27 protein-coding genes are annotated in these 25,128 nt (G+C 71.9%); 16 read left to right on the top strand and 11 right to left on the bottom strand.

Annotated features, from left to right (window positions below; translation table 11 throughout):
- Positions 1 to 117: 117 nt before the first annotated feature.
- From ACGF13_RS07460 to era, 11 genes are all read left to right on the top strand, one after another.
- A complete protein-coding gene (locus ACGF13_RS07460; RefSeq protein ID WP_392869859.1) occupies positions 118 to 747 on the top strand; it encodes an RDD family protein in 630 nt (209 codons plus the stop codon).
- 54 nt (positions 748 to 801) lie between these two features.
- Positions 802 to 1,155 carry a histidine triad nucleotide-binding protein gene (locus tag ACGF13_RS07455; protein WP_392869857.1) on the top strand — a complete coding sequence of 118 codons (354 nt, stop codon included), beginning with the start codon at positions 802 to 804 and terminating at the stop codon, positions 1,153 to 1,155.
- Positions 1,156 to 1,161: 6 nt separating this feature from the next.
- Positions 1,162 to 2,085: a ribonuclease Z gene (locus tag ACGF13_RS07450; protein WP_392869855.1), complete on the top strand. Its 924-nt coding sequence runs from the start codon at positions 1,162 to 1,164 to the stop codon at positions 2,083 to 2,085.
- A 286-nt stretch (positions 2,086 to 2,371) separates the two neighbouring features.
- On the top strand, positions 2,372 to 3,412 hold the full coding sequence (locus ACGF13_RS07445) for a PhoH family protein (RefSeq protein WP_392870118.1): 1,041 nt from the start codon (positions 2,372 to 2,374) through the stop codon (positions 3,410 to 3,412).
- A 14-nt stretch (positions 3,413 to 3,426) separates the two neighbouring features.
- Positions 3,427 to 3,921 carry an rRNA maturation RNase YbeY gene (gene ybeY / locus ACGF13_RS07440; RefSeq protein WP_207816018.1) on the top strand — a complete coding sequence of 165 codons (495 nt, stop codon included), beginning with the start codon at positions 3,427 to 3,429 and terminating at the stop codon, positions 3,919 to 3,921.
- Between the two features lie 19 nt (positions 3,922 to 3,940).
- Positions 3,941 to 5,266, top strand: coding sequence for a hemolysin family protein (locus tag ACGF13_RS07435; RefSeq protein ID WP_392869853.1), 1,326 nt, complete (start codon positions 3,941 to 3,943; stop codon positions 5,264 to 5,266).
- Between the two features lie 33 nt (positions 5,267 to 5,299).
- A complete protein-coding gene (locus ACGF13_RS07430) occupies positions 5,300 to 5,536 on the top strand; it encodes a hypothetical protein (protein ID WP_392869851.1) in 237 nt (78 codons plus the stop codon).
- A 26-nt stretch (positions 5,537 to 5,562) separates the two neighbouring features.
- Entirely contained in the window at positions 5,563 to 6,114 is a 552-nt protein-coding gene (locus ACGF13_RS07425) for a DUF4383 domain-containing protein (protein WP_392869849.1), read from the top strand.
- 28 nt (positions 6,115 to 6,142) lie between these two features.
- Entirely contained in the window at positions 6,143 to 6,496 is a 354-nt protein-coding gene (locus ACGF13_RS07420) for a cytidine deaminase (protein WP_392869847.1), read from the top strand.
- A gap of 173 nt (positions 6,497 to 6,669) precedes the next feature.
- Positions 6,670 to 6,858, top strand: a complete 189-nt coding sequence (locus ACGF13_RS07415; protein ID WP_392869845.1) for a hypothetical protein — start codon at positions 6,670 to 6,672, stop codon at positions 6,856 to 6,858.
- Positions 6,859 to 6,928: 70 nt separating this feature from the next.
- Positions 6,929 to 7,858: a GTPase Era gene (era, locus tag ACGF13_RS07410; protein ID WP_392869843.1), complete on the top strand. Its 930-nt coding sequence runs from the start codon at positions 6,929 to 6,931 to the stop codon at positions 7,856 to 7,858.
- A gap of 110 nt (positions 7,859 to 7,968) precedes the next feature.
- Here era and ACGF13_RS07405 read toward each other — a convergent pair whose 3' ends face one another.
- Positions 7,969 to 8,235 (bottom strand): protealysin inhibitor emfourin, encoded by a 267-nt coding sequence (locus tag ACGF13_RS07405; RefSeq protein ID WP_049651101.1) that lies wholly within the window; start codon positions 8,233 to 8,235, stop codon positions 7,969 to 7,971.
- A 120-nt stretch (positions 8,236 to 8,355) separates the two neighbouring features.
- The gene (locus tag ACGF13_RS07400; protein ID WP_392869841.1) at positions 8,356 to 9,381 is read right to left on the bottom strand and encodes a M4 family metallopeptidase; all 1,026 of its coding nucleotides are present in this window, start codon (positions 9,379 to 9,381) and stop codon (positions 8,356 to 8,358) included.
- Between the two features lie 337 nt (positions 9,382 to 9,718).
- Between ACGF13_RS07400 and leuA the strand changes: the two genes are divergently transcribed.
- The 4 genes from leuA (at position 9,719) to ACGF13_RS07380 (ending at position 14,284) form a co-directional block, all read left to right on the top strand.
- Positions 9,719 to 11,515: a 2-isopropylmalate synthase gene (gene leuA / locus ACGF13_RS07395; protein WP_392869839.1), complete on the top strand. Its 1,797-nt coding sequence runs from the start codon at positions 9,719 to 9,721 to the stop codon at positions 11,513 to 11,515.
- A 239-nt stretch (positions 11,516 to 11,754) separates the two neighbouring features.
- Positions 11,755 to 12,420, top strand: a complete 666-nt coding sequence (locus ACGF13_RS07390; RefSeq protein WP_392869837.1) for a TerB family tellurite resistance protein — start codon at positions 11,755 to 11,757, stop codon at positions 12,418 to 12,420.
- Positions 12,421 to 12,699: 279 nt separating this feature from the next.
- Positions 12,700 to 13,446, top strand: a complete 747-nt coding sequence (gene recO, locus ACGF13_RS07385) for a DNA repair protein RecO (protein ID WP_392869835.1) — start codon at positions 12,700 to 12,702, stop codon at positions 13,444 to 13,446.
- Between the two features lie 4 nt (positions 13,447 to 13,450).
- A complete protein-coding gene (locus tag ACGF13_RS07380) occupies positions 13,451 to 14,284 on the top strand; it encodes an isoprenyl transferase (RefSeq protein WP_392869833.1) in 834 nt (277 codons plus the stop codon).
- 159 nt (positions 14,285 to 14,443) lie between these two features.
- Here ACGF13_RS07380 and ACGF13_RS07375 read toward each other — a convergent pair whose 3' ends face one another.
- The 4 genes from ACGF13_RS07375 to ACGF13_RS07360 are packed head-to-tail and all read right to left on the bottom strand — an operon-like array spanning position 14,444 to position 17,643.
- Complete coding sequence (locus tag ACGF13_RS07375; protein ID WP_188298282.1) at positions 14,444 to 14,854, bottom strand: Fur family transcriptional regulator; 411 nt, start codon at positions 14,852 to 14,854, stop codon at positions 14,444 to 14,446.
- Between the two features lie 35 nt (positions 14,855 to 14,889).
- A complete protein-coding gene (locus tag ACGF13_RS07370) occupies positions 14,890 to 15,816 on the bottom strand; it encodes a metal ABC transporter permease (protein WP_392870115.1) in 927 nt (308 codons plus the stop codon).
- A complete protein-coding gene (locus ACGF13_RS07365) occupies positions 15,816 to 16,580 on the bottom strand; it encodes a metal ABC transporter ATP-binding protein (protein ID WP_392869831.1) in 765 nt (254 codons plus the stop codon). The genes ACGF13_RS07370 and ACGF13_RS07365 overlap by 1 nt, the downstream gene beginning before the upstream one ends.
- A gap of 13 nt (positions 16,581 to 16,593) precedes the next feature.
- On the bottom strand, positions 16,594 to 17,643 hold the full coding sequence (locus ACGF13_RS07360) for a metal ABC transporter substrate-binding protein (RefSeq protein WP_392870112.1): 1,050 nt from the start codon (positions 17,641 to 17,643) through the stop codon (positions 16,594 to 16,596).
- Positions 17,644 to 17,837: 194 nt separating this feature from the next.
- Here ACGF13_RS07360 and ACGF13_RS07355 point away from each other — a divergent pair, with 194 nt between their 5' ends.
- Positions 17,838 to 19,220, top strand: a complete 1,383-nt coding sequence (locus ACGF13_RS07355) for a glycine--tRNA ligase (RefSeq protein WP_392869830.1) — start codon at positions 17,838 to 17,840, stop codon at positions 19,218 to 19,220.
- 111 nt (positions 19,221 to 19,331) lie between these two features.
- Here ACGF13_RS07355 and ACGF13_RS07350 read toward each other — a convergent pair whose 3' ends face one another.
- The 5 genes from ACGF13_RS07350 to ACGF13_RS07330 all read right to left on the bottom strand — a co-directional run bounded on the left by ACGF13_RS07350 (position 19,332) and on the right by ACGF13_RS07330 (position 24,974).
- Positions 19,332 to 20,480 (bottom strand): hypothetical protein, encoded by a 1,149-nt coding sequence (locus ACGF13_RS07350; RefSeq protein WP_392869828.1) that lies wholly within the window; start codon positions 20,478 to 20,480, stop codon positions 19,332 to 19,334.
- Positions 20,481 to 20,733: 253 nt separating this feature from the next.
- Positions 20,734 to 21,312, bottom strand: a complete 579-nt coding sequence (locus ACGF13_RS07345) for an NADAR family protein (protein ID WP_392869826.1) — start codon at positions 21,310 to 21,312, stop codon at positions 20,734 to 20,736.
- A 178-nt stretch (positions 21,313 to 21,490) separates the two neighbouring features.
- Positions 21,491 to 22,597 (bottom strand): threonine aldolase family protein, encoded by a 1,107-nt coding sequence (locus tag ACGF13_RS07340; RefSeq protein WP_392869824.1) that lies wholly within the window; start codon positions 22,595 to 22,597, stop codon positions 21,491 to 21,493.
- 131 nt (positions 22,598 to 22,728) lie between these two features.
- Positions 22,729 to 24,276 carry a ricin-type beta-trefoil lectin domain protein gene (locus tag ACGF13_RS07335; RefSeq protein ID WP_392869822.1) on the bottom strand — a complete coding sequence of 516 codons (1,548 nt, stop codon included), beginning with the start codon at positions 24,274 to 24,276 and terminating at the stop codon, positions 22,729 to 22,731.
- A gap of 95 nt (positions 24,277 to 24,371) precedes the next feature.
- Entirely contained in the window at positions 24,372 to 24,974 is a 603-nt protein-coding gene (locus ACGF13_RS07330; protein WP_392869821.1) for a DUF6939 family protein, read from the bottom strand.
- Between the last annotated feature and the right edge of the window lie 154 nt (positions 24,975 to 25,128).

Raw genomic sequence — 25,128 nt, 5'->3', positions numbered from 1 at the left:
GGGTGGGGGGGGGGGGGGGGGGGGGGCCCGCGCCCCCCCCCCCCCCCCCACTCCGGTGTGCGGGGGCGTGGGTAGGATGCGGGGCTGCTTCTTGATCCACAGTTCACGGGGGAACACATGGCGCAGGGCTACCCGCCGCCGCAGTACGACCGGAATCCATACGCACAGCAGCCGCCGCAGCCGTACCCGCCGGCGCCGTCGTACCAGCAGCCGCAGCCGCAGCCCTACCAGCAGCCGTACCCGCCGCAGGCCTACGCGCAGCCGCAGGGCCGGGCCCTGCCGCCCTGCCCCAAGGAGGCGGGCGGCGGCCGGCGGTTCCTGGCGATCGTGCTGGACTGGCTGTTCGCGATCGGCCTCGGCTTCGTCGCCGCCAACGCCGCGAGCCGCCCGAGGACCGAGTACGTGGCCGGCCACGCCGTGCAGAGCGGCGGACCGGTGGTGCCGTACTTCGTGGCGCTGCTGGCGGTCGGCCTCGGCGCGTCCTTCCTCAACCAGGTGGTGCTCGCCCGGCTGACCGGCTTCAGCGCGGGCAAGGGGATCACGGCGATGCGGGTGGTGCGCCGCAAGGGCGTGATGCGGCCGAATACCTGGCGGCTCACCAGGCGCTGGCTGCTCGGCTTCGTCATCCTCGCCGTCAACCTCCTCACCGAGGACTACGACAGCGACGAGGGCGACCTGGTCGGCGTGCGCTCGGTGCGCCGGAAGCACCTCCAGGAGTACCAGCAGGCCGTCGCCCGGCTCGGCTAGGCTGCGCCCGTACGGCCCCACCACACCCGACGTACCGATCCCGAGGAGAGCGCCATGGCCGGCGAGCCGCAGCCCGACTGCCTGTTCTGCAAGATCGCGGCGGGCGAGATCCCGGCGACCGTGGTGCGCAAGACCGAGCGCACCCTCGCCTTCCGCGACATCGCCCCCAAGGCGCCCGTGCACGTGCTGGTGATCCCGCACGTGCACTACCCGAACGCGGCCGCGCTGGCCGCCGCCGAGCCGGAGATCGCCGGCGAACTGCTCGCCGAGGCGGGCGCGGTGGCCCGGGACGAGGGCATCGAGGACTACCGGCTGATCTTCAACACCGGTGCGGGCGCCGGACAGACCGTCTTCCACGCGCACGTCCACGTCCTCGGCGGGATGTCGATGACCGAGCGCATGGTCTGACCCACCGTGTCCCAGCGCGAACTCGTCGTCCTCGGCACCGCCAGCCAGGTGCCCACCCGGCACCGCAACCACAACGGCTACCTGCTGCGTTGGGACGGCGAGGGCCTGCTGTTCGACCCCGGCGAGGGCACCCAGCGCCAGATGCTGCACGCCGGGGTCACGGCCACCCAGATCACCAGGATCGCGGTCACCCACTTCCACGGGGACCACTGCCTGGGCCTCGCCGGGGTGATCCAGCGGATCAACCTCGACCGGGTCCCGCACCCGGTCGACGTCTACTTCCCGGCCTCCGGCGAGGTCTACTTCGAGCGGCTGCGGCACTCCACCGCCTACCACGAGACGGCCGTGCTGCGGCCCCGGCCGATCGACGAGCCCGGACCGCTGCCCGCGCCCGGCGCCCGCTTCGCGCTGGACGCCGTCCGGCTGGACCACCCGGTGGAGTCCTACGGCTACCGGCTGTCCGAGCCGGACGGCCGCCGGCTGGTGCCGGAGCGGCTCGCCGCGCTCGGCGTGCGCGGCCCGGCGGTGGGCCGGCTCCAGCACGAGGGCGCGATCGAGGTGGACGGCCGCATCGTCACCCTGGCCGAGGTCAGCGAGCCGCGGCCGGGCCAGCGGTTCGCCTTCGTGATGGACACCCGGCTGTGCGAGGGCGTGCACACCCTCGCCGAGGGCGCCGACCTGCTGGTCGTCGAGGCGACCTTCACCGACGCCGACGCCCGCCTCGCCGATGAGCACGGCCACCTCACCGCCGGGCAGGCCGCCAAGGTTGCCGCCGAGGCCGGCGTGCGCACCCTGGTGCTGACCCACTTCTCCCAGCGCTACCCGGACCTCGGCCAGCACCTCGCCGACGCCCGCAAGCACTTCGACGGGGAACTGGTACTGGCCGCCGACCTCGACCGGGTGCCCGTTCCGGCCCGCCGCCCGTCGTGAACGGGACGGAACCGCGCGAACCCCGGAAAAGGGCTCGCATCGGCCTGCGATCTGCCGCAGCATCATCGGGTGCGGCCCCGCCGCCCGCCACGACGATCACGCTCGCGGCGTACCCTGGTGCCCCGGAGACACCGAGCGGCACCCGACACCACGGATGGGATGAGGCAGGCCCCAGCGCCGACCTATGAGTGACACATCGCAGACCCGTACGAACGGACAGTCGCGCCCCGAACCGGCCGACGACGGCCGCGTCAGCGCCCGGATCGTCATCCCCGAGAAGCACCCGATGGTCACCCTGCTCGGCACCGCGGACTCGCTGCTGCGCGTGATCGAGCGGGGCTTCCCCGCCGCCGACATCCACGTCCGCGGCAACGAGGTGACGGCCACCGGGGTGCGGGCCGAGGTCGCCCTCGTACAGCGGCTCTTCAACGAGATGATGCTGGTGCTGCGCACCGGCCAGCCCCTGACGGAGGACTCCGTGGAGCGCTCCATCGCCATGCTCCGCAGCCAGGAGCAGGACCCGGACAGCCCAGCGCCCTCCCAGGTGTTCACCGCGAACATCCTGTCCAACCGGGGCCGCACGATCCGCCCGAAGACCCTCAACCAGCAGCGCTACGTCGAGGCGATCGACAGGCACACGATCGTCTTCGGCCTCGGCCCGGCCGGTACCGGCAAGACCTACCTGGCGATGGCCAAGGCCGTCCAGGCCCTCCAGGCCAAGGAGGTCAACCGGATCATCCTGACCCGCCCGGCGGTCGAGGCGGGGGAGCGGCTGGGCTTCCTGCCCGGCACCCTCTACGAGAAGATCGACCCGTACCTGCGCCCGCTGTACGACGCGCTGCACGACATGATGGACCCGGACTCCATCCCGCGCCTGATGGCGGCCGGCACCATCGAGGTCGCGCCGCTCGCGTACATGCGCGGCCGCACCCTCAACGACGCCTTCATCATCCTCGACGAGGCCCAGAACACCTCGCCCGAGCAGATGAAGATGTTCCTCACCCGCCTCGGGTTCAACTCCCGGGTGGTGGTCACCGGCGACACCAGCCAGATCGACCTCCCGGGCGGCACCCGCAGCGGGCTGAAGGTCGTCCAGGAGATCCTGGCCGACGTGCCCGACATCCACTTCTCCGTCCTCACCAGCACCGACGTGGTCCGCCACAAGCTGGTCGGCCGGATCGTGGACGCCTACGAGCGCTGGGACGCCCGCCAGGAGGCCGAGGACGCCGCCCCGGCGGCCCGCAAGCCCGCCCAGCGGCGACCCGGCAAGGCCACCGCACCCCGCGCACCCCGCGCACCCCGACAGTCCCATCGCACCGAAAGCTGAGCACAGAGCCCGTCATGTCGATCGACATCGCCAACGAGTCCGGTTGGGAGGCCGACGAGGAAGCCATCCTCGACGTCGCCCGCTTCGCACTGGACAAGATGCGGATCCACCCGCAGTCCGAACTGTCCGTGATCCTGGTGGACGGAGCGGCGATGGAGGAGCTGCACATCCAGTGGATGGACCTGCCAGGGCCCACCGACGTGATGTCCTTCCCGATGGACGAGCTGCGTCCCGGCAAGGAGGGCGAGGAGCTGCCGCAGGGCCTGCTCGGTGACATCGTGCTCTGCCCCGAGGTCGCCGAGCAGCAGGGCAAGGCGGCTCCCTCCAAGCACTCGATGGACGAGGAGCTGCAGCTGCTCACCGTGCACGGCGTGCTGCACGTCCTCGGTTACGACCACGAGGAGCCGGAGGAAGAGGAGGAGATGTTCGCCCTCCAGAAGCGCATCCTGGACGACTGGCGGGCGGGCCGCGGCCTCGGCGGCATCTCCCCGGCTCCCACCACCCACTGAGCGCGGAGCCCGAACCCCTGTGAGTGGTGAGAGTACGAGCTTCATCCTCGGTGCCGTGCTGCTCGTCGTGCTCGGCTGGCTGGCCGCGTGCGCCGAGGCGGGCATCTCCCGGGTCTCCCGGTTCCGGGCGGAGGAGGCGGTGCGCAGCGGCCGGCGCGGTTCCGCGCGGCTGCTGACCGTCGCCTCCGACCCGATCCGCTACCTCAACCTGGCCACCCTGATCCGGGTGGCCAGCGAGATGGCGGCGGCGGTGCTGGTCACCGTGGTGTGCGTGCGCAACGTGACGCCCACCTGGCAGGCCGTGCTGCTGGCGTTCGGCGTGATGGTGCTGGTGTCGTTCGTCGCGGTGGGGGTCTCGCCGCGCACGATCGGGCGCCAGCACCCGGTCACCACCGCGACCGCGGCCTCCTTCGTGCTGCTGCCGCTGGCCGCGGTGCTGGGGCCGATCCCGCGGCTGCTGATCCTGCTCGGCAACGCGCTGACCCCGGGCAAGGGCTACCGGGAGGGTCCGTTCGCCTCCGAGGCGGAGCTGCGGGCCCTGGTGGACCTCGCCGAGAAGGACGACCTGATCGAGGACGAGGAGCGCCGGATGGTGCACTCGGTCTTCGAGCTGGGCGACACCATCGTGCGCGAGGTGATGGTGCCGCGCACCGACCTGGTGATGATCGAGCGGCACAAGACCGTCCGGCAGGCGCTCACCCTGGCGCTGCGCTCGGGCTTCTCGCGCATCCCGGTGGTCGGCGACAACGAGGACGACGTGGTCGGCATCGTCTACCTCAAGGACCTGGTGCGGCGCACCCACATCAACCGGGAGGCGGAGTCCGAGGAGGTCGGCGCGGTGATGCGCCCGGCCGTCTTCGTCCCGGACTCCAAGGCGGCCGGCGACCTGCTGCGCGAGATGCAGCAGCGCCGCTCGCACGTGGCGATCGTGATCGACGAGTACGGCGGCACGGCCGGGCTGGTCACCATCGAGGACATCCTGGAGGAGATCGTCGGCGAGATCACCGACGAGTACGACCGGGAGATCGCCCCGGTGGAGGACCTCGGCGACGGCTCGTACCGGATCACCGCCCGGCTGCTGGTTGAGGACCTGGGCGAGCTGTTCGGCATCGAGCTGGAGGACGAGGACGTCGAGACCGTCGGCGGGCTGCTGGCCAAGCACCTGGGCCGGGTGCCGATCCCCGGCTCCTCCTGCGAGATCCCGCTGCCCGAGCCGGTCGACGGCGGCCTGACCGGCATCCTGCTGACCGCCGAGTCCTCGGCGGGCCGCCGCAACCGGATCGGCTCCATGGTCGCCGCCCCCGTCCGCCACACCGAGGACCCCGAGGAGCCCTCGGGCGAGTAGCGGCCGGGCGGGCGCCGAGCGACCATGGAGGGCATGACGCACAAACTTCGCGCGGAGTACGGCCCGCAGGGGGCGGCCGGCGGAGTCAAGTCCTGGCACGTGGTGCGGGACGAGGACCTGTCGGTGGCGCTCTGCGGCCGGACCATGCCGGACGACGCCGAGACGCGGCCCGAGGAGGAGTGGGGCACCGGGCTGCGCTGCTGCCAGCAGTGCGGCTCGCTCTACATGCACGAGACGCCGCACATGGAGAAGCTCCATCCCTACAGCTAGACCATGGCCGAGCTCTGGAGGTCGCCATGAAGCTGCAAGACACGCTGAAGCCCGTCGACCGCCGGCTCGCCATGGTGTGGCGGATCGGGGCGGGGGGCGGGGGGATCTTCCTGATCGTGTTCGGGAGCCTGGGGCTGGCCGACCATCCCGGCTTCCTGGCCACCCACGGCGACCGGATCGCCGGGCTGTCGACCAACGGGGCGCTGAGCATCCTGTCCATCGTGGCGGGCGCGGTCCTGCTGGTGGGGGCGGTGATCGGCGGGAACTTCGCGTCCAACCTCAACATGGCGGTGGGCGTGCTGTTCGTCCTGTCCGGCTTCTACGGCCTGACGGTGCTGGAGCGGCCGGAAGCGAACATCCTCAACTTCCGGTTGTCGAACGTGCTGTTCGCGTTCATCTTCGGGATCGTCCTGACGACCTTCGGGATGTACGGCCGGGTGAGCAGCCACCTGCCGCACGACAACCCGTACTGGCGCAAGCGCACCGAGCACGAGGAGGACCTGCCGTCCGGTGCGGCGAAGACCTTCGTCAAGGTCCTCCATCCGAACCCGGGGCGGACCCACCCGGTCGGCCACTGACCGGCGCCGGGTGCCTATGCTCGGCGGCATGAGTGACATCGTCGAACTCGACTCCGAAGACAAGAAGATCATCACCCTGGCCCGCTCGGCCCGCGCCCGCAACGGCGTCGCCGAGGGGGCCGCGGTGCGTGACGAGACCGGGCGCACCTACGTGGCCGGGACGGTCGCGCTGGAGTCGCTGCGGCTGAGCGCCCTCCAGACGGCGGTGGCGATGGCGGTGGCCAGTGGCGCCAGGTCGCTGGAGGCGGCGGCCGTGGTGAGCGAGGCGCAGCAGCCGGCCGAGGCGGACCTGGCGGCCGTGCGGGACCTGGGCGGGGCCGGGACGCCGGTGCTGCTGGCCGGGCCGGACGGGGCGCTGCGGGTGGCCGCCGAGGCCCGCTGAGGGGCCGTACGGGCCTGTGTGCGGGGCCTGCGTGCGGGCCCGTGCCGGGTCTCTTCCGGGCCGTCGGGGGTCCGTGGTGCGGGCCTTCGGCGGCCCGCCGAAGGGCATGGTCTCGGCCCAGGCCTGGCAGATAATCTCACCGGGGGAGTGGACTCGGTGAGGGGGACTGGGGCATGGGGGCGGTGGCGTTCTTCGCCGGGCTGCTGCTGTTCGTGATGGGGCTCGGCAAGTGGCAGGAGACCGGCTCGGACCTCTGGCTGTTCGGCTCGCTCGGTTTCCTGCTGGTGCTGGTGGTGGTCTCGCTGGTCCCCACCGACGGCAAGGGCGGCAAGGGCGGCAACAAGAGCGCCAAGAAGGGCTGAAAGCGCCCCCGGACGCCCCCGGGGGCGGGCCCGGACCGCGGGGCTCCGGTGATCAGGGAGAATGGAGCCCATGAATGCCCCTTCCTCCTTGTACCGCTCCGGGTTCGCGTGCTTCGTCGGCCGGCCCAACGCGGGCAAGTCGACCCTGACCAACGCCCTGGTGGGGACGAAGGTCGCGATCACCTCCGACCGCCCGCAGACCACCCGGCACACCGTTCGCGGCATCGTGCACCGCCCCGACGCCCAGCTCGTGCTGGTCGACACCCCCGGTCTGCACAAGCCGCGCACCCTGCTCGGCGAACGCCTCAACGACCTGGTCCGCACCACCTGGGCCGAGGTCGACGTGATCGGCTTCTGCCTGCCCGCCGACCAGAAGATCGGCCCCGGCGACAAGTTCATCGCCAAGGAGATCGCCGGGATCAAGAAGACCCCGAAGGTCGCCATCGTCACCAAGACCGACCTGGTCGACTCCAAGCGCCTGGCCGAGCAGCTGATCGCCATCCAGCAGCTCGGCGTCGAGCTGGGCTTCGAGTGGGCCGAGATCATCCCGGTCTCGGCGGTGGGCGACAAGCAGGTGGAGCTGGTCGCCGACCTGCTCACCAAGCTGCTGCCGGAGGGCGACCAGCTCTACCCGGACGGCGACCTCACCGACGAGCCCGAGCAGATCATGGTCGCCGAGCTGATCCGCGAGGCCGCGCTGGAGGGCGTGCGCGACGAGCTGCCGCACTCGCTGGCCGTGGTGGTCGAGGAGATGCTCCCGCGCGAGGGCCGCCCGGCGGACCGCCCGCTGCTGGACATCCACGCCAACGTCTACATCGAGCGGCAGAGCCAGAAGGCCATCGTGATCGGCGCCAAGGGCTCGCGGCTCAAGCACGTCGGCACCACCGCCCGCAAGCACATCGAGGCGCTGCTCGGCACGCCGGTCTACCTGGACCTGCACGTCAAGGTCGCCAAGGACTGGCAGCGCGACCCCAAGCAGCTGCGCAAGCTGGGATTCTGAACCGGCGCTCCTGACAGGGGAGTTCGAGCCGCCGGAAGGCCCGGGGCCCGTTCGGACGCGAATGCGTCCGGGCGGGCCCTCGCCGACTCCGGGGGGCCCGGCCCCTGGTGCTACGCGCCCTCGCGCAGCACCAGGGAGACCAGCTCGCGCTGGGAGTCGGTGAGCTTCGGGTCGGCGCAGTACACCGACCGGCCGTCGACGGTGATCTCGTAGTGGAAACCGTCCGGCACCCCGTACGAGGGCGCGCGCAGCCCGCCTGCGACGGCCTCGCGGGCGAGTGCGTGCACGTGCGGGGCGTCCGTGCGGTCGGCGGTGTCGATCTCCGCCTGGCGGACGATCCCGGCGAAACCGCCGGTCCGGGTCACCTGGATGCGCATGGTGTCCATGGTGCTACCCGGGGAGGGGGTTTGCCGGGCTTTTCCCGGACCGTGACCTTAAGTCCGCCTCAACCCGGTCTCAACGTCCTCCGGACGCGCTCCGGTGGCCCCGGCCGGCGCTCACCCCGGGCTGATCCCGACCTGCGCCCAGGAGGCCGTGACGGTGTCCACGACCGACCGGTCGTCCGGGTAGCGGGCCTTGGCGACGGCCACGGTGGCCCGGGCGAAGGCGGTGAAGTCGGCGTCGGCGGGCAGCGTGCGCCCGGTCAGGGCGTCGTACCAGATCCGCCCCGCGCGCTCCCAGGCCGAGCCGCCGAGCGCGGTGGCCAGCAGGTAGAACGCGTGGTTGGGGATGCCGGAGTTGACGTGCACCCCGCCGTAGTCCTGGGAGGTGTGCACGTAGTCCCGCATGTGCGCGGGCTGCGGGTCCTTGCCGAGCCGCGGGTCGTCGTAGGCGGTGCCGGGCGCCTTCATCGAGCGCAGCGCCACGCCCTGGACGCCCGGGGCGAGCAGCCCGGCGCCGATCAGCCAGTCCGCGTCGGCGGCGTCCTGGTGCAGCGCGTACTGCTTGACCAGCGAGCCGAAGACGTCGGAGACCGACTCGTTGAGCGCGCCGGGCTGGTCCTGGTACTCCAGCCCGGCGGTGAACTGGGTGACGCCGTGGGTGAGTTCGTGGCCGATGACGTCGATGCAGGCGGTGAAGTCGCCGAACACCACGTTGTCGCCGTCGCCGAACACCATCTGGTGGCCGTTCCAGAAGGCGTTGTCGTAGTTGCGGCCGTAGTGGACGGTGGCGTCCAGCCGCAGGTTCCGGTCGTCGATCGAGTGCCGGCCGAAGACGTCGGCGTAGAGCGCGAAGGTGGCGCCGAGGCCGTCGTAGGCGTGGTTGACGGAGCTGTCGGAGGACGCGGCCCGGCCCTCGGTGCGCACGCTGCGCCCGGGCAGCCGCTGGCCGTGGCCGGCGTCGTACACCACCCGGTCCAGGCCGGGGACGGAGACGGCGACGGACGGGGGCGGGTCGAGGCGGGCCGCGCGGTGCGCCGCGTCGAGGGCCAGGGAGTGGACGGCGGGCTCGTGACCGGCCTCGGCGAGGTGGTCCAGGACGTACGGCGGGACGATCGTGCAGATCGGTACTGCTGCAGTCATGTGACCCAGGGTGGGGCCTTCATGACCGGTTGTCACCACCTCGGGCGTGATCAGCCGTGTCTCAAGGAGTGGAACGGAAGCCCGGATCACTTCGGGGGCGCGCGACGCTGGGTTACGCTGGGGCCATCATGCGCAACGGGCTGCTTCTTCTTAGCTGCCGCGTCGAGGGCCTGTAGTCCACCGGGCCGGCACCCTCGCCGCGGGGAACGAGCTGCGCGCAATCGGCGATCCGACGGTGTATCGCGAGCGACAGCCGAGGCCGGCCAGTCGGTACCGACCACGTGTCGACCACCCCGACCCGCCCGCATCACGCATCACAGGAAGCCGAGTCACCTCCATGACCGAGCAGAACTCCGCCGCGTCCGTTCCCGCCGGCCGTCCCTTCGTCGACCGCCCCACCCCGATCACCGCCGCCTCGGTGCGCCAGCGGCCCTCGGGCATGCGGCACGGGCGCTACCTGCCGTTCGGCACCGTCGACCTGCCGGACCGCACATGGCCGAACACGGTGATCACCAAGGCGCCGCGCTGGCTGTCCACCGACCTGCGGGACGGCAACCAGGCGCTGATCGACCCGATGTCGCCGGCCCGCAAGCGGATGATGTTCGACCTGCTGGTGAAGATGGGCTACAAGGAGATCGAGGTCGGCTTCCCCTCCTCCGGTGCCACCGACCACGCCTTCGTACGGTCGCTGATCGAGGAGGGGGCGATCCCCGAGGACGTCACCATCTCGGTGCTGACGCAGGCCCGCGAGGAACTGATCGAGAAGACCGTGGAGTCGCTGGTCGGCGCCCCGCGCGCGACCGTCCACCTGTACAACGCGACCGCGCCGCTGTTCCGCCGGGTGGTGTTCCGCAACGACAGGGCGGCCACCAAGGCGATCGCCACCGACGGCACCCGGCTGGTGATGGAGTACGCGGAGAAGCTGCTGGGCGACGACACCGTCTTCGGCTACCAGTACTCGCCGGAGATCTTCGTCGACACCGAGCTGGACTTCGCGCTGGAGGTCTGCGAGGCGGTCATGGACGTCTGGCAGCCGGGCGAGGGCCGCGAGATCATCCTGAACCTGCCCGCCACCGTCGAGCGGGCCACCCCGAACGTCCAGGCCGACCAGTTCGAGTGGATGTCGCGCCACCTGTCGCGCCGCGAGCACGTCTGCCTGTCGGTGCACCCGCACAACGACCGCGGCACCGCCGTCGCCTCCGCCGAGCTGTCCTACATGGCGGGCGCCGACCGCATCGAGGGCTGCCTGTTCGGGCAGGGCGAGCGGACCGGCAACGTCGACCTGGTGACGCTGGGGATGAACCTGTTCTCGCAGGGCATCGACCCGCAGATCGACTTCTCCGACATCGACGAGGTGCGCCGCACCGCCGAGTACTGCAACCAGATGGAGGTGCACCCGCGCCACCCGTACGCCGGCGACCTGGTGTACACCTCCTTCTCCGGCTCGCACCAGGACGCCATCAAGAAGGGCTTCGACGTCCTGGAGGCGGACGCCGCGGCCGCGGGCGTGCCGGTGGAGGAGCACACCTGGGGCGTGCCGTACCTGCCGATCGACCCGAAGGACGTCGGCCGCACCTACGAGGCGGTCATCCGGGTCAACAGCCAGTCCGGCAAGGGTGGCGTGGCGTACGTGCTGAAGAACGACCACAAGCTGGACCTGCCGCGCCGGATGCAGATCGAGTTCTCCCGGATCATCCAGGCCAAGACCGACGCCGAGGGCGGCGAGGTCAGCCCGGCCGAGATCTGGCGGGTCTTCGAGGACGAGTACCTGCCGACCACCGACAACCCGTGGGGCCGGATCTCGCTGTCCGGCTCGCGCACCCTGACCACCGAGGACGGCCGGGACGCGCTGACCGCCGAGGCCCTGGTGGACGGCGCCCCGGTGACCCTGACCGGGACCGGCAACGGCCCGGTCTCGGCCTTCGCCGACGCGCTGGCCCGGATCGGCGTGGACGTGCGCGTCCTGGACTACGCCGAGCACGCGCTGAGCGAGGGCGGCGACGCCCAGGCCGCCGCGTACGTGGAGTGCGCGGTGGACGGCAGGGTGATGTGGGGCGTGGGCATCGACGGCAACACCGTGCTGGCCTCGCTGAAGGCCATGATCAGCGCCGTCAACCGCTCGCAGCGCGGCTAATTCGAACGGGTGGTATGCGAAGGGCCGTCCTGCGGGGCGGCCCTTCGTCGCCCCCACCTGGCACTGTGGCCTGCGCCACATTTTTTCGAATCGGAAGCCGTTCGAGGTACTGACACGTGCCGGTAACCGTGGCAACATCGATCCACCGGAAAGCCGGGTCGGTGGGACGGCCTCGGTGTCCGGTCGCGTGACCTGCCCATTGTCGAGCAGGCCGCCTGCCATGTCTGGGGAGTGGCGCCGTGACCAGGTTGTGGGGTGTTCGCCCGCGGTGGCGGACTGACGTTCTCGGTGACTTCTTCTGCCCGGGCTGCGGTGGGGACCGCAACTACCGCCGGCAGCACGGCCGGCGGTGGCTGCGGTTGCTGGGGACCCCGGTGGTCCCGCTCGGCCCGGTCATCGGCAGTGTGCAGTGCACCGGCTGCCACGGCCGGTACGGCGTCGAGAGCCTGGAGCAGCCCACCAGCGTGCGCCTCGGCGCGATGCTGCGGGACGCCCAGTACACCATCGCGCTGGCCCTGCTCGCGGCCGGCGGCACCGCCCACCGGGCGGCCCGCGAGGCGGCCTGCACGGCGGTGCGCGAGGCCGGGTTCGAGGACTGCGGCGAGGCCCAGGTGCTGGCCGCGCTCGCCGCGCTCTCCGGGCTCGGCGGCGAACTCCACGACGCCCGCGGGATGTCCGGCGGCCTGGCCGTCGAACTGCACGCGGTGCTCGAACCGCTCACCCCGCACCTGGCCCACCACGGCCGCGAGCGGCTGCTGCTGCAGGGCGCGGCGATCGCGCTGGCGGACGGGCGCTACCTGCCGCAGGAGCGCGACGCGCTGGCCGCGGTCGGGGGCTGCCTGGACCTGCCGAAGGCCCGGGTCGGGGCGCTGCTGGAGGCGGCGGCCAGGGCGCCGTACAAGTAGCACCGTTAGCACCGTCCGACGAGCACACCGCTCGTGGCACTGTCCGTCGAGTAGACCCGTCCGTCGAACACGCCGTCCGTCGAGTACGCCGGCCGTCGATCACCGCGCACCGCGGTCCGCGACTCCGGAATCCGTAGACCACCTCCGAATCCCCCACAACGGGCCCCGGACTCCCCACCCCGGGCCCGCCGTGACCCGCACCGCAGGCCTCCCCCACGGCCGTCGGTGCGGGCAACACGGCTGTCCGGCGCGGGGCGGGGGTGGGGGACAATGGTCCCCATGAGTCTTTTCCGGGACGACGGCGTCGTGCTGCGGGCGCAGAAGCTCGGCGAGGCCGATCGGATCATCACCCTGCTGACCCGCCAGCACGGCAAGGTGCGGGCGGTCGCTCGCGGGGCGCGGAAGACGAAGTCCAAGTTCGGCGCCCGCCTGGAGCCGTTCTCGCACGTGGACGTGCAGTTCTTCAGCCGGGGGAGTGAGCTGGTCGGCCGCGGATTGCCGCTCTGCACCCAGGTGGAGACCATCGCCCCGTACGGGGGCTCGATCGTCACCGACTACGGCCGCTACACGGCCGGCACCGCGATGCTGGAGACCGCCGAGCGGTTCGCCGAGAACGAGGGCGAGCCGGCCGTCCAGCAGTACCTGCTGCTGGTCGGCGGACTGCGCACGCTGGCGGCCGGGCTGCACGAGTCGCACCTGGTGCTGGACGCCTTCCTGCTGCGCTCGCTCGCGGTGAACGGGTACGGCGCGAGCTTCACCGACTGCGCCAAGTGCGGCCTGGAGGGGCCGAACCGTTTCTTCTCCCTTCCCGCGGGCGGGGTGCTCTGCGGCGACTGCCGAGTGCCCGGATGTGCCGTACCCTCCCCTGAGACACTGGTACTGCTCGGGGCGCTGCTGTCAGGGGACTGGCAGACGGCCGACGCCTGCGAGCCGCGGTACTGGCGGGAGGGCAGCGGCCTGGTCGCGGCCTATCTGCAGTGGCACCTGGAGCGGGGCATCCGCTCGATGAGATACGTGGAGAAGTGAGCACATGGCAGCGCGACGGCTCTTCGGCGGCGGCAAGCAGCGGGCGTACGTTCCCCCGACCCCGCACCCCAGCGGCGCACAGCCCCCGAAGCTCCCCGGCGAGCTGATCCCCCAGCACGTCGCGATCGTCATGGACGGCAACGGCCGCTGGGCCAAGGAGCGCGGACTGCCGCGCACCGAGGGCCACAAGGTCGGCGAGTCCGTGGTGCTGGACGTCCTCAAGGGCGCCATCGAGCTCGGGGTCAAGAACATCTCGCTGTACGCGTTCTCCACCGAGAACTGGAAGCGCTCGCCCGACGAGGTGAAGTTCCTGATGAACTTCAACCGGGACGTCATCGCCCGCCGCCGCGACGAGATGGACGCCATGGGCGTGCGGATCCGCTGGGCGGGCCGGATGCCCAAGCTGTGGAAGAGCGTCGTCCAGGAGCTGCAGGTCGCCGAGGAGCAGACCAAGGGCAACGACGCCGTCACGCTCTACATGTGCGTCAACTACGGCGGCCGGGCCGAACTCGCCGACGCGGCGCAGGCGATCGCCATGGACGTCGCGGCCGGGAAGCTCGACCCGAAGAAGGTCAACGAGAAGACCCTGGCCAAGTACATGTACCACCCGGACATGCCGGACGTGGACCTGTTCCTGCGCCCCAGCGGCGAGCAGCGCACCTCCAACTTCCTGCTCTGGCAGTCGGCTTACGCCGAGTTCGTGTTCCAGGACGTGCTCTGGCCGGACTTCGACCGCCGTGACCTGTGGCGCGCCTGCGAGCAGTACGCGATGCGTGACCGGCGTTTCGGCGGGGCGATCCCCAACGAGGTCGGCGCGCCGCTGCCGTCCCAGCGCTGAGGAGCCCCTCGGCGCTGAGCGGTCCCTCGCTCCCGCGCCACCCGGACGACGGAGAGGACCCACCGGGATCATCCCGGTGGGTCCTCTCCGTCGTGTACGGGCCGTCGTGTACGGGCCGTCGTGTACGGGCCGTCGCGTACGGGGCGTCGTGTACGGGGCTCAGATCCGCTTGGCGCACTCCGCGCAGGTCCCGAAGATCTCCAGGGTGTGCGCGATGTCGCTGAAGCCGTGCTCGGCGGCGACCGAGTTGGCCCAGCGCTCCACCGCGGGGCCCTCCACCTCGACGGTCGCGCCGCAGTGCCGGCAGACCAGGTGGTGGTGGTGCCCGCTGCTGCACCGGCGGTAGACCGCCTCGCCGTCGGCGGTGCGCAGCACGTCCACCTCACCGGCGTCCGCGAGTGACTGGAGCGTGCGGTAGACCGTGGTCAGACCGACGGAGTCGCCGCGGTGCTTGAGCAGGTCGTGGAGCTCCTGGGCACTGCGGAAGTCCGCGATCTCGTCCAGGGCCGCCGAGACGGCGGCACGCTGCCGGGTCGATCGGGCGCGCGGCGACGGGCCTGCGGTGGTCACCGTGGGTCCTCCTGGGGTCGTGGGCGTCTCGCACATCATTGTGCCAGCCCCGCCCGTCCCTCAGTGGTGCTCGTGCCGGAGGGCCCGGAGGTGGCCTGTCCCGGCAGTTCGACGTCGCAGACCTTCGGTCCCTGCTCGCCCGCGCTGCGGTGGCGCCGCCGGGCCAGTGGGGCGGCGAGCAGGCTGAACACCGCGAAGACCGCGATGGCGAGCAGCACGATGGCCGGGCCGGAGGGCACGTCGAGGTGGTAGGAGCCGGTGACGCCGGCCAGCGAGACGACCACGCCGAGCGCGATCGAGGCGGCCTGGGTGGCGGCGAAGGAGCGGGTGAGCTGCTGGGCGGCCACCACGGGGACCACCATCAGCGCGCTGACCAGCAGCAGCCCGACCACCCGCATGGCGACCGTGACGGTGACCGCGGCCATCACCGCGAGCAGCAGGTTGAGGGTGCGCACCGGCACCCCGGTGACCCGGGCGAAGTCCTCGTCCTGGCAGATCGCGAAGAGCTGGCGGCGCAGGCCGACGGTGACCGCGATGACCACCGCGCCGAGCACCGCGATGGTGGCCAGGTCGGCGGGGGCGACGGTGAGGATCGAGCCCCACAGGTAGCTCTCCAGCGAGCCGGCCCCGGCCTGGGCGGACATCGAGACCAGCAGTTTGCCGCAGGCCATGCCGCCGTAGAAGAGCATCGCGAGGGCGATGTCGCCGCGCTGGTTGCCGCGCGAGCGGACCAGCTCCATGGTGACGGCGCCGAGCACGCAGACCAGCACGGCCATCCAGACCGGGCTGGTCTGGAAGACGAAACCGAGGCCGACGCCGGTCATCGCGACGTGGCCCATGCCGTCGCCCATCAGCGCCTGGCGGCGCTGCACCAGGTAGATGCCGACGGCCGGGGCGGTGATCCCGACCAGGACGGCGGCGAGCAGGGCGCGCTGCATGAAGTCGTAGGAGAACATCTCGATCATGCGAGCAGCCTCGGCGGGGTCAGGTCGGCGTGCGGGTGGACGTGGTCGTGGCCGGGCAGCGCGTGCAGGCCGGTGTTGGGCACCGGCGGGCCGTCGTGGGCGACGCAGCCGTCCCGCAGCACCACGGCACGGTCGATCAGCGGCTCCAGCGGCCCGAGTTCGTGCAGGACGAGGAGGACGGAGGCGCCGCGGCCGACCTCGGCGCGCAGGGTGTCGGCGAGCACCTGCTGGCTGGCGGCGTCCACGCCGGCCATCGGCTCGTCCATGATCAGCAGGTCGGGGGAGCCGACCAGGGCGCGGGCGATCAGCACCCGCTGCTGCTGGCCGCCGGAGAGGTCGGCCACGCCGTCCGAGGCCCGCTCCAGCATGCCGACGGCGGCCAGCGCGCGGTCGACCGCCTCGCGGTCCCTGCGGCGGAAGGGCAGCAGCCGGTGCTGCGGCAGCCGTCCGGTGGAGACCACCTCGCGGACGGTGGCGGGGACGCCGGAGGCGGCGGTGGTGCGCTGCGGGACGTACCCGATCCGGTGCCAGGCGCGGAAGGAGCCGAACGGCGTGCCGAACAGCTCCAGGGTGCCCTGCTCCAGCGGGACGGAGCCGATCACGGCCTTGACGGTGGTGGACTTGCCGGAGCCGTTGGCGCCCAGCAGGGCGACGACCTCGCCGGGGCGGACGGTGAGGTCGACGCCGCGCAGCACCGGCCGGCCGCCGCGCGAGGCGACGGCGTCACGGAGGCGGACGGCCGGGGGTATCGGGTCGGTCATGGTGCTGGTCCCGTCAGCTGGTGGCGGCAGGGGTGGCGGCGTCCGTCGCGGGGGCGGTTCCGGCGGGGGTGGCCGGGGCGCCGAGGGCGGCCTGGAGGTTGGCCAGGTTCTGCTTCATCACCGTCAGGTAGTCGTCCTTGGCGGGGTCCTTGACGCCCTCCAGCGGGTCCAGGACGGCGGTCTTGAGGCCGAGGTCCTTGGCGACGGTGTCGGCGAGCTTGGGGCTGACGAGGGTCTCGAAGAAGACGGTGGTGACGCCGTTGTCCTTGGCGGCCTTCTGCACCGCGGCGAGGCGGGCCGGGGTGGGCTCGGACTCCGGGTCGACGCCGTTGATGGCGACCTGGGTGAGGCCGTAGTGGTCGGCGAGGTAGCCGAAGGCGGCGTGGCTGGTGACGAAGGTCCTGGTCGTGGCGTCCTTCAGCCCGGCCCGGAACTCCTGGTCGAGCGCGGTGAGCTTGGTGACCAGCTCGTCGGTGTTCTTCCGGTAGTCCTCGGCGTGCGCCGGGTCGGCCTTGGCGAACTCGTCGCCGACGCTCTTGGCGATCGCCGCGTAGCGGGTCGGGTCGAGCCAGATGTGCGGGTCGCCGGCCGGGCCCTCGTGCCCGTGGCCGTCGCCCCCGTGGGCCTCGCTCCCGTGGGCCTCGTCCTCGGTGCCCTCGTCGAGGTGGTGGTCGACCAGCGGGCTGGCGGCGGTGGCGTCGATCTTGTGCTTGCTGGACGACTGCGCGACGGCCTGGTCGACGGTGGGCTGCAGGCCCTTGAGGTAGATGATCGCGTCGGCCTTCTGGACCGTGCCGACCTGCTTGGCGGTGAGCTCCAGGTCGTGCGGCTCGACGCCGGCGGCGGTCAGATCGGTGACCGCGACGTGCTCCTTGCCGATCTGCTGGGCCAGGAACTCCATCGGGTAGAAGGACGCGACGACCTTCAGCCGACCGGCGCCGCTGTCGGCGCTGCTGCTGCCTCCGCAGGCCGTGAGGGCGAGGGAGGCGGCCAGGGCGGTGGCGCCGAAGGCCATGGAGCGACGGGTCCGGCGAGTCAGTCCGAGTCGAGGCAGTCTGATCATCATGACAATCATTCTCATCTCACATGGAAATGATTGTCAAATCACTCGGGCGGGTGAACGGAGGGTGGCCGAGGGCGTCGGCGGCCGGACGATACCGATTTGAATCACGTACCCGTATGGCCGGTAACCTGAGGTATTCGGGTACGCGCAACCAGCCGTGCCCTGACCGTGCCGTACGTACTGAAGAGAGCACTGTGGCCGCCGACAAGATCGACACGATCGTCAGCCTGAGCAAGCGCCGTGGCTTCGTCTACCCCTGCAGCGAGATCTACGGTGGCACGCGTGCCGCCTGGGACTACGGGCCGCTGGGTGTCGAGCTCAAGGAGAACATCAAGCGCCAGTGGTGGCGCACGATGGTCCAGGCCCGTGAGGACGTCGTCGGACTCGACTCGTCGGTGATCCTCGCGCGCGAGGTGTGGGAGGCCTCCGGCCACGTCGCCACCTTCAACGACCCGCTGACCGAGTGCCTCTCCTGCCACAAGCGCCACCGGGCCGACCACCTGGAGGAGAAGTACGAGGCCAAGCACGGCTTCCCGCCGCCGAACGGCCTCAAGGACGTCAACTGTCCCGACTGCGGCACCAAGGGCCAGTTCACCGAGCCCAAGGACTTCTCGGGCATGCTGAAGACCCACCTCGGTGTCACCGAGGAGGCGAGCGGCCTGGCGTTCCTGCGCCCGGAGACCGCCCAGGGCATCTTCACCAACTTCAGCGCCGTCCAGACCACTTCGCGCAAGAAGCCGCCGTTCGGCATCGCCCAGACCGGCAAGAGCTTCCGCAACGAGATCACCCCCGGCAACTTCATCTTCCGGACCCGCGAGTTCGAGCAGATGGAGATGGAGTTCTTCGTCAAGCCGGGCGAGGACGAGCAGTGGCACGAGTACTGGCTCCAGCAGCGCTGGGACTGGTACGTCGACCTCGGCATGCGCACCGAGAACATGCGCTTCTTCGAGCACCCGAAGGAGAAGCTCTCCCACTACGCCAAGCGCACGGTGGACATCGAGTACCGCTTCAACTTCGGCGGCAGCGAGTTCTCCGAGCTGGAGGGCGTTGCCAACCGCACCGACTACGACCTGCGGGTGCACAGCGAGGCCTCCGGCAAGGACCTCCGGTACTTCGACCAGGAGTCCGGTGAGCGCTACTTCCCGTACGTCATCGAGCCGGCGGCCGGCCTCAACCGCGCCATGCTGGCCTTCCTGATCGACGCCTACTTCGAGGACGAGGCGCCGAACGCCAAGGGCGTCATGGAGAAGCGCGTCGGCATGCGGCTGGACCCGCGCCTGGCCCCGGTCAAGGTCGCCGTCCTGCCGCTGTCGCGCAACGCCGATCTCTCCCCGAAGGCCCGCGGCCTGGCCGCCGACCTGCGCACCGCGTGGAACGTCGAGTTCGACGACGCCGGCGCCATCGGCAAGCGCTACCGCCGCCAGGACGAGATCGGCACGCCGTTCTGCGTCACGGTCGACTTCGACACCCTCGAGGACAACGCGGTGACCGTCCGCGACCGCGACACCATGTCGCAGGAGCGCGTCTCGCTGGACCAGGTCAAGGCGTACCTCGGCGCGCGGCTGATCGGCTGCTAGCGGGGGCCTGATCGGCTCGGGAGCCCTCGTCCGCCCTGATGGGGCGGTCGGGGGCTCCTTGCTGTCCGGGGCGGGGCGGGGCGGTCGGGGTCGGGCCGGCGGCGGGGGCCGCTAGCGCCGTCCCCAGCGGGAGCGTGGAGCCGTGGGCGGGCGGGTCGGCAGGCCGGCGGTGCGCAGGGCGGCGAGGGTGGTGCGGTGGCGGGCCTCGTCGGCGAGCAGTGCGGCCAGCAGCTGCGCGTACAGCTCGGAGGTGCCGGCGCCGTTCAGGGCGGTGGCCAGCCGGACCACCTCGACGGGCGGGCGCAGCACGGCCAGTTCGTTCAGCAGCAGGGTGGCGAGCGCGGGCGGCAGCCCGGCCGCGAGGTCGGCGAGGTCGGCGGTGGAGCGACCGGCGGCCTGGCGCAGCAGGGTCCGGACGTCGGCGGCCCGACCGTGCTGCTGGAGGCAGGCGGCCAGGGAGGTCAGCTCGGTCATCGGCGCCGACCCCCACTCCCAGAGCAGCGTCGCGCTGTCGGCGGCCAGTCCGGCCCGGTCCAGCGCGGAGAGCAGACCGGGGACGGAGGCGGCCGGGTAGCTCCAGAAGGCGTGGAACACCTCCGCCGCCTCCTCGGCCAGGCCCAGTTCGCGCAGCTCGGCGAGCACGGCGACGGAGTGGTCCGGAGCCGACCGGGAGATGCTGCGGGCGAGGTGGAGCGAGCTGCCGTTCGGGCCGTACCGGGTCAGCATGCCGACCAGCAGCGAGGCGTCGGCGGGGGCGAGGTGGGCGGCGGCCGTGTCGATCACCTCGGCGACCTCGGTGAGGGAGCCGGCCCGGTGGAGGGTGATGATGCGCTCGGTGAGGGCGCCGAGGTCGGGGCGGGCGGGGGGTGGCGGGGCCTGCTGTTGTGAGGGTTGCTGTGAGGGCTGCTGTCGTTGCTGTTGCTGTTGCGGGAAGTGGGGGTGCTGGGGCTGCTGTGGTGGCGGAGGCTGCTGCCGGTGTCTGATCCGGCTCTCCAACGCCTCCAGCTGGTCGCTGAGTTGGAGGCAGCGGGCGCCCAGCCCCTCACGGAGGGTGCGGGCCTGGGCGAGCTGGCGCAGCAGCTCCCCGTCCGGCCGCTGTCGACCGGGGGTTGCGCGGATCGCCTCGTTGAGGCGCCGTTCCCGCTGGCTCGCGTAGCGGCTCGCACGGAGTAACTCGTCCAGTTCTGCGCGGAGTTCGGCGGCTTGCTGCTCGCCTTCCGGCTGCTGGCCTGCGGGTTGTGCCGTCGGCCGCATGCGCATGATCGCCCCAACCTGTCCATTCGGACCCTGACTGTGTGACATCCTCGCGTCAGTATGTGGCGTAGGAGTTAAGAGCGCACGACCAGTCGTGTCCGAGTGGTGTCAAGGAGCGCGCAGACGGCGGTCGTTGTGAGAAGTGCGCCGGTCGCGCTCCGTAGCAGGGTCGCCTCGTAGTACGAGCCGGGAGCGAGCGCCGCGACGGCATATCCGACCGCCCCGCCTGCGAGGGCGGGCAGCAGTGGAGTGATCGTGCTCACGCGCCCAGCCGCGTCCGTGCCTCCATCAGCGCGAAGCCGAGCAGGTTCAACCCGCGCCACTCGGCGGGCTGCTGGGCCCGGATGTCGTCGGAGGCCAGCCCGATTCCCCAGATCCGGTCCAGCGGGCTGGCCTCGACCAGCACCCGGTCGCCCGTGCCCAGCAGGTAGTCGCGCAGCGCCTCGTCCTGCCCGAACTTCGCGACGTTGCCCGCCACCACCAGCTCGAAGCGGCCGGCCGTCCAGGTCTCGTTGTCGAAGTCCCTGACCAGCCGCCCCAGCTTCTTCGCCTCGCCGGGTGTCCGGGCCTCCAGCACCCGCTGAGCGATCTCCTCGTCGCCGAACATCCGGGCCTTGCCGGCCATCATCCAGTGCTCGGCGGAGGCGTAGCCGACCCCGTCGACGGTGAACTCGCCGGGCCACCACTGGCTCAGGCACTCCTGGCGCGTCCCGCCGCCCTTGCGCTCGGTGTGCCCCCAGAACATCACCCACTTCGGCCGCACCCCGTCGGCCATCAGCGCGACCAACTCCTCGCGGCTGCGGACGGCGGCCAGGTCCCCCACGTGCATCTCGCTCATATCGTCAGTCTGACATGAAGGGTGATTCGCCGCGAACCGTTTCGCGGTGAATCACTCCTCGGAGTGGAGGTCCGGATTCCGGGAACTCCGCAGGGGTGTCGGCCGGCGAGGCCGGAAGGGCCGGGCTTCGGCTGACTGGGAGTCAGTCCCGGCCCGGCACCCCGGAAGGTCCCTTCCGTCAGGCCTTGGCGGCCAGCTCCAGGAAGCGCAGTCCGACCTCCCGCACCTGCGCCGCCGTCCATGCCAGCGCCGGCTCGCCGAGGCTGATCTCGGCCATGGCGAGGCCGGGCGCGGCGTCCTCCCAATGCGAGGTGAACCAGAGGCCCTCCTCCTCCGCGAGCGCCAGGTGGGCGGCGTTCAGGGCCTCGGCCGGGCCCGGCAGCCAGAGCTGGAACTCGTGGGTGGGCGGGACCTCCGGGTGGAGCCGGGCGCCCGGCAGTGCGGCCAGGGCCGGTACGAGGGTGGCCGCGTGGCGGGTGTAGTCGGCCAGGCGGGGCAGCACCGTGTCCAGGCCGTGGAGGGCGGCGAGAGCGGCGGGCCACTGCTGGGAGAGCTGGCCGCCGTAGCGGTGGCGCCAGGTGCGGGCGTGGGCGGTGAGGGCGGAGTCACCGGCCAGGGCGGCTCCGCTGATTCCGCCGAGGTCCTTGTAGTACGAGACGTAGACGCTGTCGGCGAGGGCGGCGATCTCGTCGAGCCGCCTGTCGAAGTGGACCGTGGTGTTCCAGAGGCGTGCGCCGTCGAAGTGCACCCGGGCGCCGGCCTCGCGGGCGGCGGCGACCATGGCGGTCAACTCGTCCCAGCTGGGGAGGAGGTAACCGGGGTCGCGCAGCGGGAGTTCGACCGTCAGGGTGCCGAACGGCTCGCCCAACGCGGTGAGTTCCTCGGGCGTCGGCTGGCGTTGCGCGGTCGTGGGCCAGAGGCCGCGCAGGCCGGTGAGCTGGGTGTGGGCGTGGCGCTCGTGCCGCTCGATGTGGCTGAGCGGGTGCAGGGCGACGGCCGTGTTGCCGGTGCGCTCGGCGTGGTGGCGGAGGGCGACCTGCTGGGCCATCGTCCCGGTGGGGAAGAAGACCGCGTCCTCCTTGCCGAGCAGGGCGGCGGTCCGTTCCTCCAGCTGTCGCACCGGGCCGCCGATGCCGTAGAAGTCGGGGCCGGCGTCCAGGCCGTCCATGGCGGAGAGTTGGGCGAGGCGCTCGCGGATGCTGAGGACGCGGTCGGCGGAGAGGAAGCGCTTGCAGGTCATGCGGGCTGCGCGCCACCGCTGGAACTCGCTCTGGTCATCGGTCATCCGGCGATTGTCGGACTCCTCGCGTGTTCGGACCAACTGCTTTTCCCGGCAAGGGCGGAGAGGCGTTCCGGAGCGGGCGACGGCACCGCCCGGGCGGGCGGTGCCGTCGGTGGGGAACCGGCGCGGCGGTGTCAGACGGCGGTCCAGATCTGGTTGCTCTGGCCGGTGCACTGCCACAGCTCCAGCTGCGTGCCGTCGGGGGCGGGCACCGCTCCGCCGGTGACGTCCAGGCACAGGCCCGACTGGCCGCCGACGAAGGAGCCGTCGGGCCGGGGCTGCCACTGCTGGTTGGTCCCGCCGTTGCAGGTGTACAGGATGACGGGCGTGCCGGGGGTGGTCTTGCGGCCGGAGGCGTCCACGCACTTGCCGTACACCCGGAGGGTGCCGTCGGCCTGGGCGGTGACCGCTTCGCCCGCGGAGTCGTCGCAGTCCCGGACCTCCAAGCGGGCGAGGTTGGCCGAGGAGGGGGCGTTCATGCAGCGGCCGCTGGCCTTCGAGACCAGGCCGTGGCCGGCCGGGCCGCCGCCCAGGGCGCCGGGGGAGAACCAGGCGTTGCCGCCGCCCAGCGCCCAGACCGAGACCTCGTTGATGCCGAGGTCGGTCGCGACCTTCAGCTTGGAGTCCAGGGCGGTCTGGTCGACGTAGTCGTAGAAGCGGCCGCCCGAGCTCCACCGGATCTCGCCCGAGGCCGGGTCACGGCGCTGGGCGATGACCGCCGGGTCCTCGGAGTAGCCCGGGGCCTTCTTCATGTCGGCGACGGTCTGGTTGCCCTTGACGGTGCGGCACTGGTCGCTCGCGGTGTAGGCCTCGGAGGGCAGCCCGGCGACGAAGCGGGAGCGCTGGTCGGCCGGGATCTGGGCCAGGGCGCCGGAGAAGAGGTCCCGCGCCCAGTCGTACGGCGCGAACGGCAGGCAGGTGGCGCCGGCCGGGGACTGGTACTGGTAGTCGTACGCCATCATGACCACCTGGTCGGCGCCGGCCGTCAGGGCCCGCCCGTAGTCGAACCGGGTGGTGGTGTCCGGCGGGCCCTCGACCTGCAGCTTGAGGCCGCGGCCGTGCAACCCGTCGGACAGGGCGGTGATGAAGCCGAAGAAGTTCTCGGCGTCCTGCGCGCTCCAGTCCCAGTAGTTCTCGAAGTCGATGTCGACGCCGGCGAAGCCGATCTTCTGGGTGAAGTCGGTGAGGGTCTGCACGGCCGCGGCCGTCTTCGCCGGGTCGCCCGTCAGCTTGCGTTCGGCGGCGAGGTCGGCCAGCGAGACCGTCATGTACTGCTGCGCCGAGTGGGCCTTGACGTCCGCCACGTTCGCCGGGCTGTAGCCGTTGCAGGCGTAGTCCGGGTCGGAGGCCGACAGCAGCACCGCGCCGCCGTTGCCGTCGATGGTGTAGTACTCGGGCTTCAGCACGCCGTTCGCGAGCCGGCCGTCGGCGTACTCGGCGGGCGCGCTGCAGGTCGGCGAACCGGCCGGACCGGGGTAGATCCACTGCTGGGCCTTGACCAGCGGCGCCTGGGCGGCGGCCGGCACGGCGGCGTCGGCCGGTCCGGCGGCGCTGGCGGAAACGGCGAGGACGGACCCGGCCACCAGGGCGACCGCGGTCGCCGCGACCGGGACCCTGCGGCGGGCGACCGCCGCCAACACCCCGGGGCCACCGTGCCTCGCGTGGCCGGCGCGCTTGCTCATCAAATCGACTCCGTTCCGAGGGACCGCGGCTGCCCGCCGACGCGGTGCCGCACCCGGAACACGGCCGACGGGCCCGGAGGGTTCAGCCTCGGGGCTCAGCGCATTCGGGGCTCAGGGTGTTCGACCGGTCGCGGAGCCGGAGCGTCCGGGTGCTCCTCGGCGGGCCAGCGGCCCTCGACGTACAGCCGGATGAGCGCGGCGTGGGAGAGGGGGCTGGAGGGGTCGGCGACGTCGCCGTTGGTGGTGTAGTCGAGGAGCACGACCTCGTCCATCCCCCGGAGCCGCTCGACCAGGTCGGCGGCGCGGTGTTCGAGAACCCACCGGTAGGCGGGCAGGTAGATGCGGCGGCGGGCCGTCTCGTACGACAGGAGCCGGTCGCCGTGCGGGCCGGTTCGGTGGCCCTCGACGGGGCCGAACCGGCGCACCGTCCGCTTGAGACCCTTCATCGAGGTGATGCGCAGCTTCGCGGGGTCGACGTCGGCGTCCCGGAAGACCTTGAGGGCCTGCCAGATGCCCTCCACCGACTCGCTGGTCAGGCCGTCGCCGTACGGGACGGGGATGCCGCCGTGCGGGAAGAACGGGCTCAGCCGGACCCACGGGTCCGGTGCCTTGGAGGTGACGTCGACGATCTCCGCACCGGGGAACGCGGCGTTCAGTGCGGCCGCCGTACGGCGGCGGCCGGCGATGTGGATCGGCATCCGTGGGTTGCCCTTCTCGGTGGCGCGGACCACCGAGTGTGCCCGGTGCCACCGACATGGGCGCCGAAGCCGAAGCCGAAGCCGAAGCCGGAACCGGAACCGGAACCGACACCGGCGCCGACGGCAGGGCCGGGAACCGTGGCCGGGCCGGTCG

This window comes from Kitasatospora sp. NPDC048286 (assembly GCF_043201735.1).
In the GTDB taxonomy this organism is placed as follows: domain Bacteria; phylum Actinomycetota; class Actinomycetes; order Streptomycetales; family Streptomycetaceae; genus Kitasatospora.
This window is presented reverse-complemented; position numbering and strand designations above follow the sequence as displayed.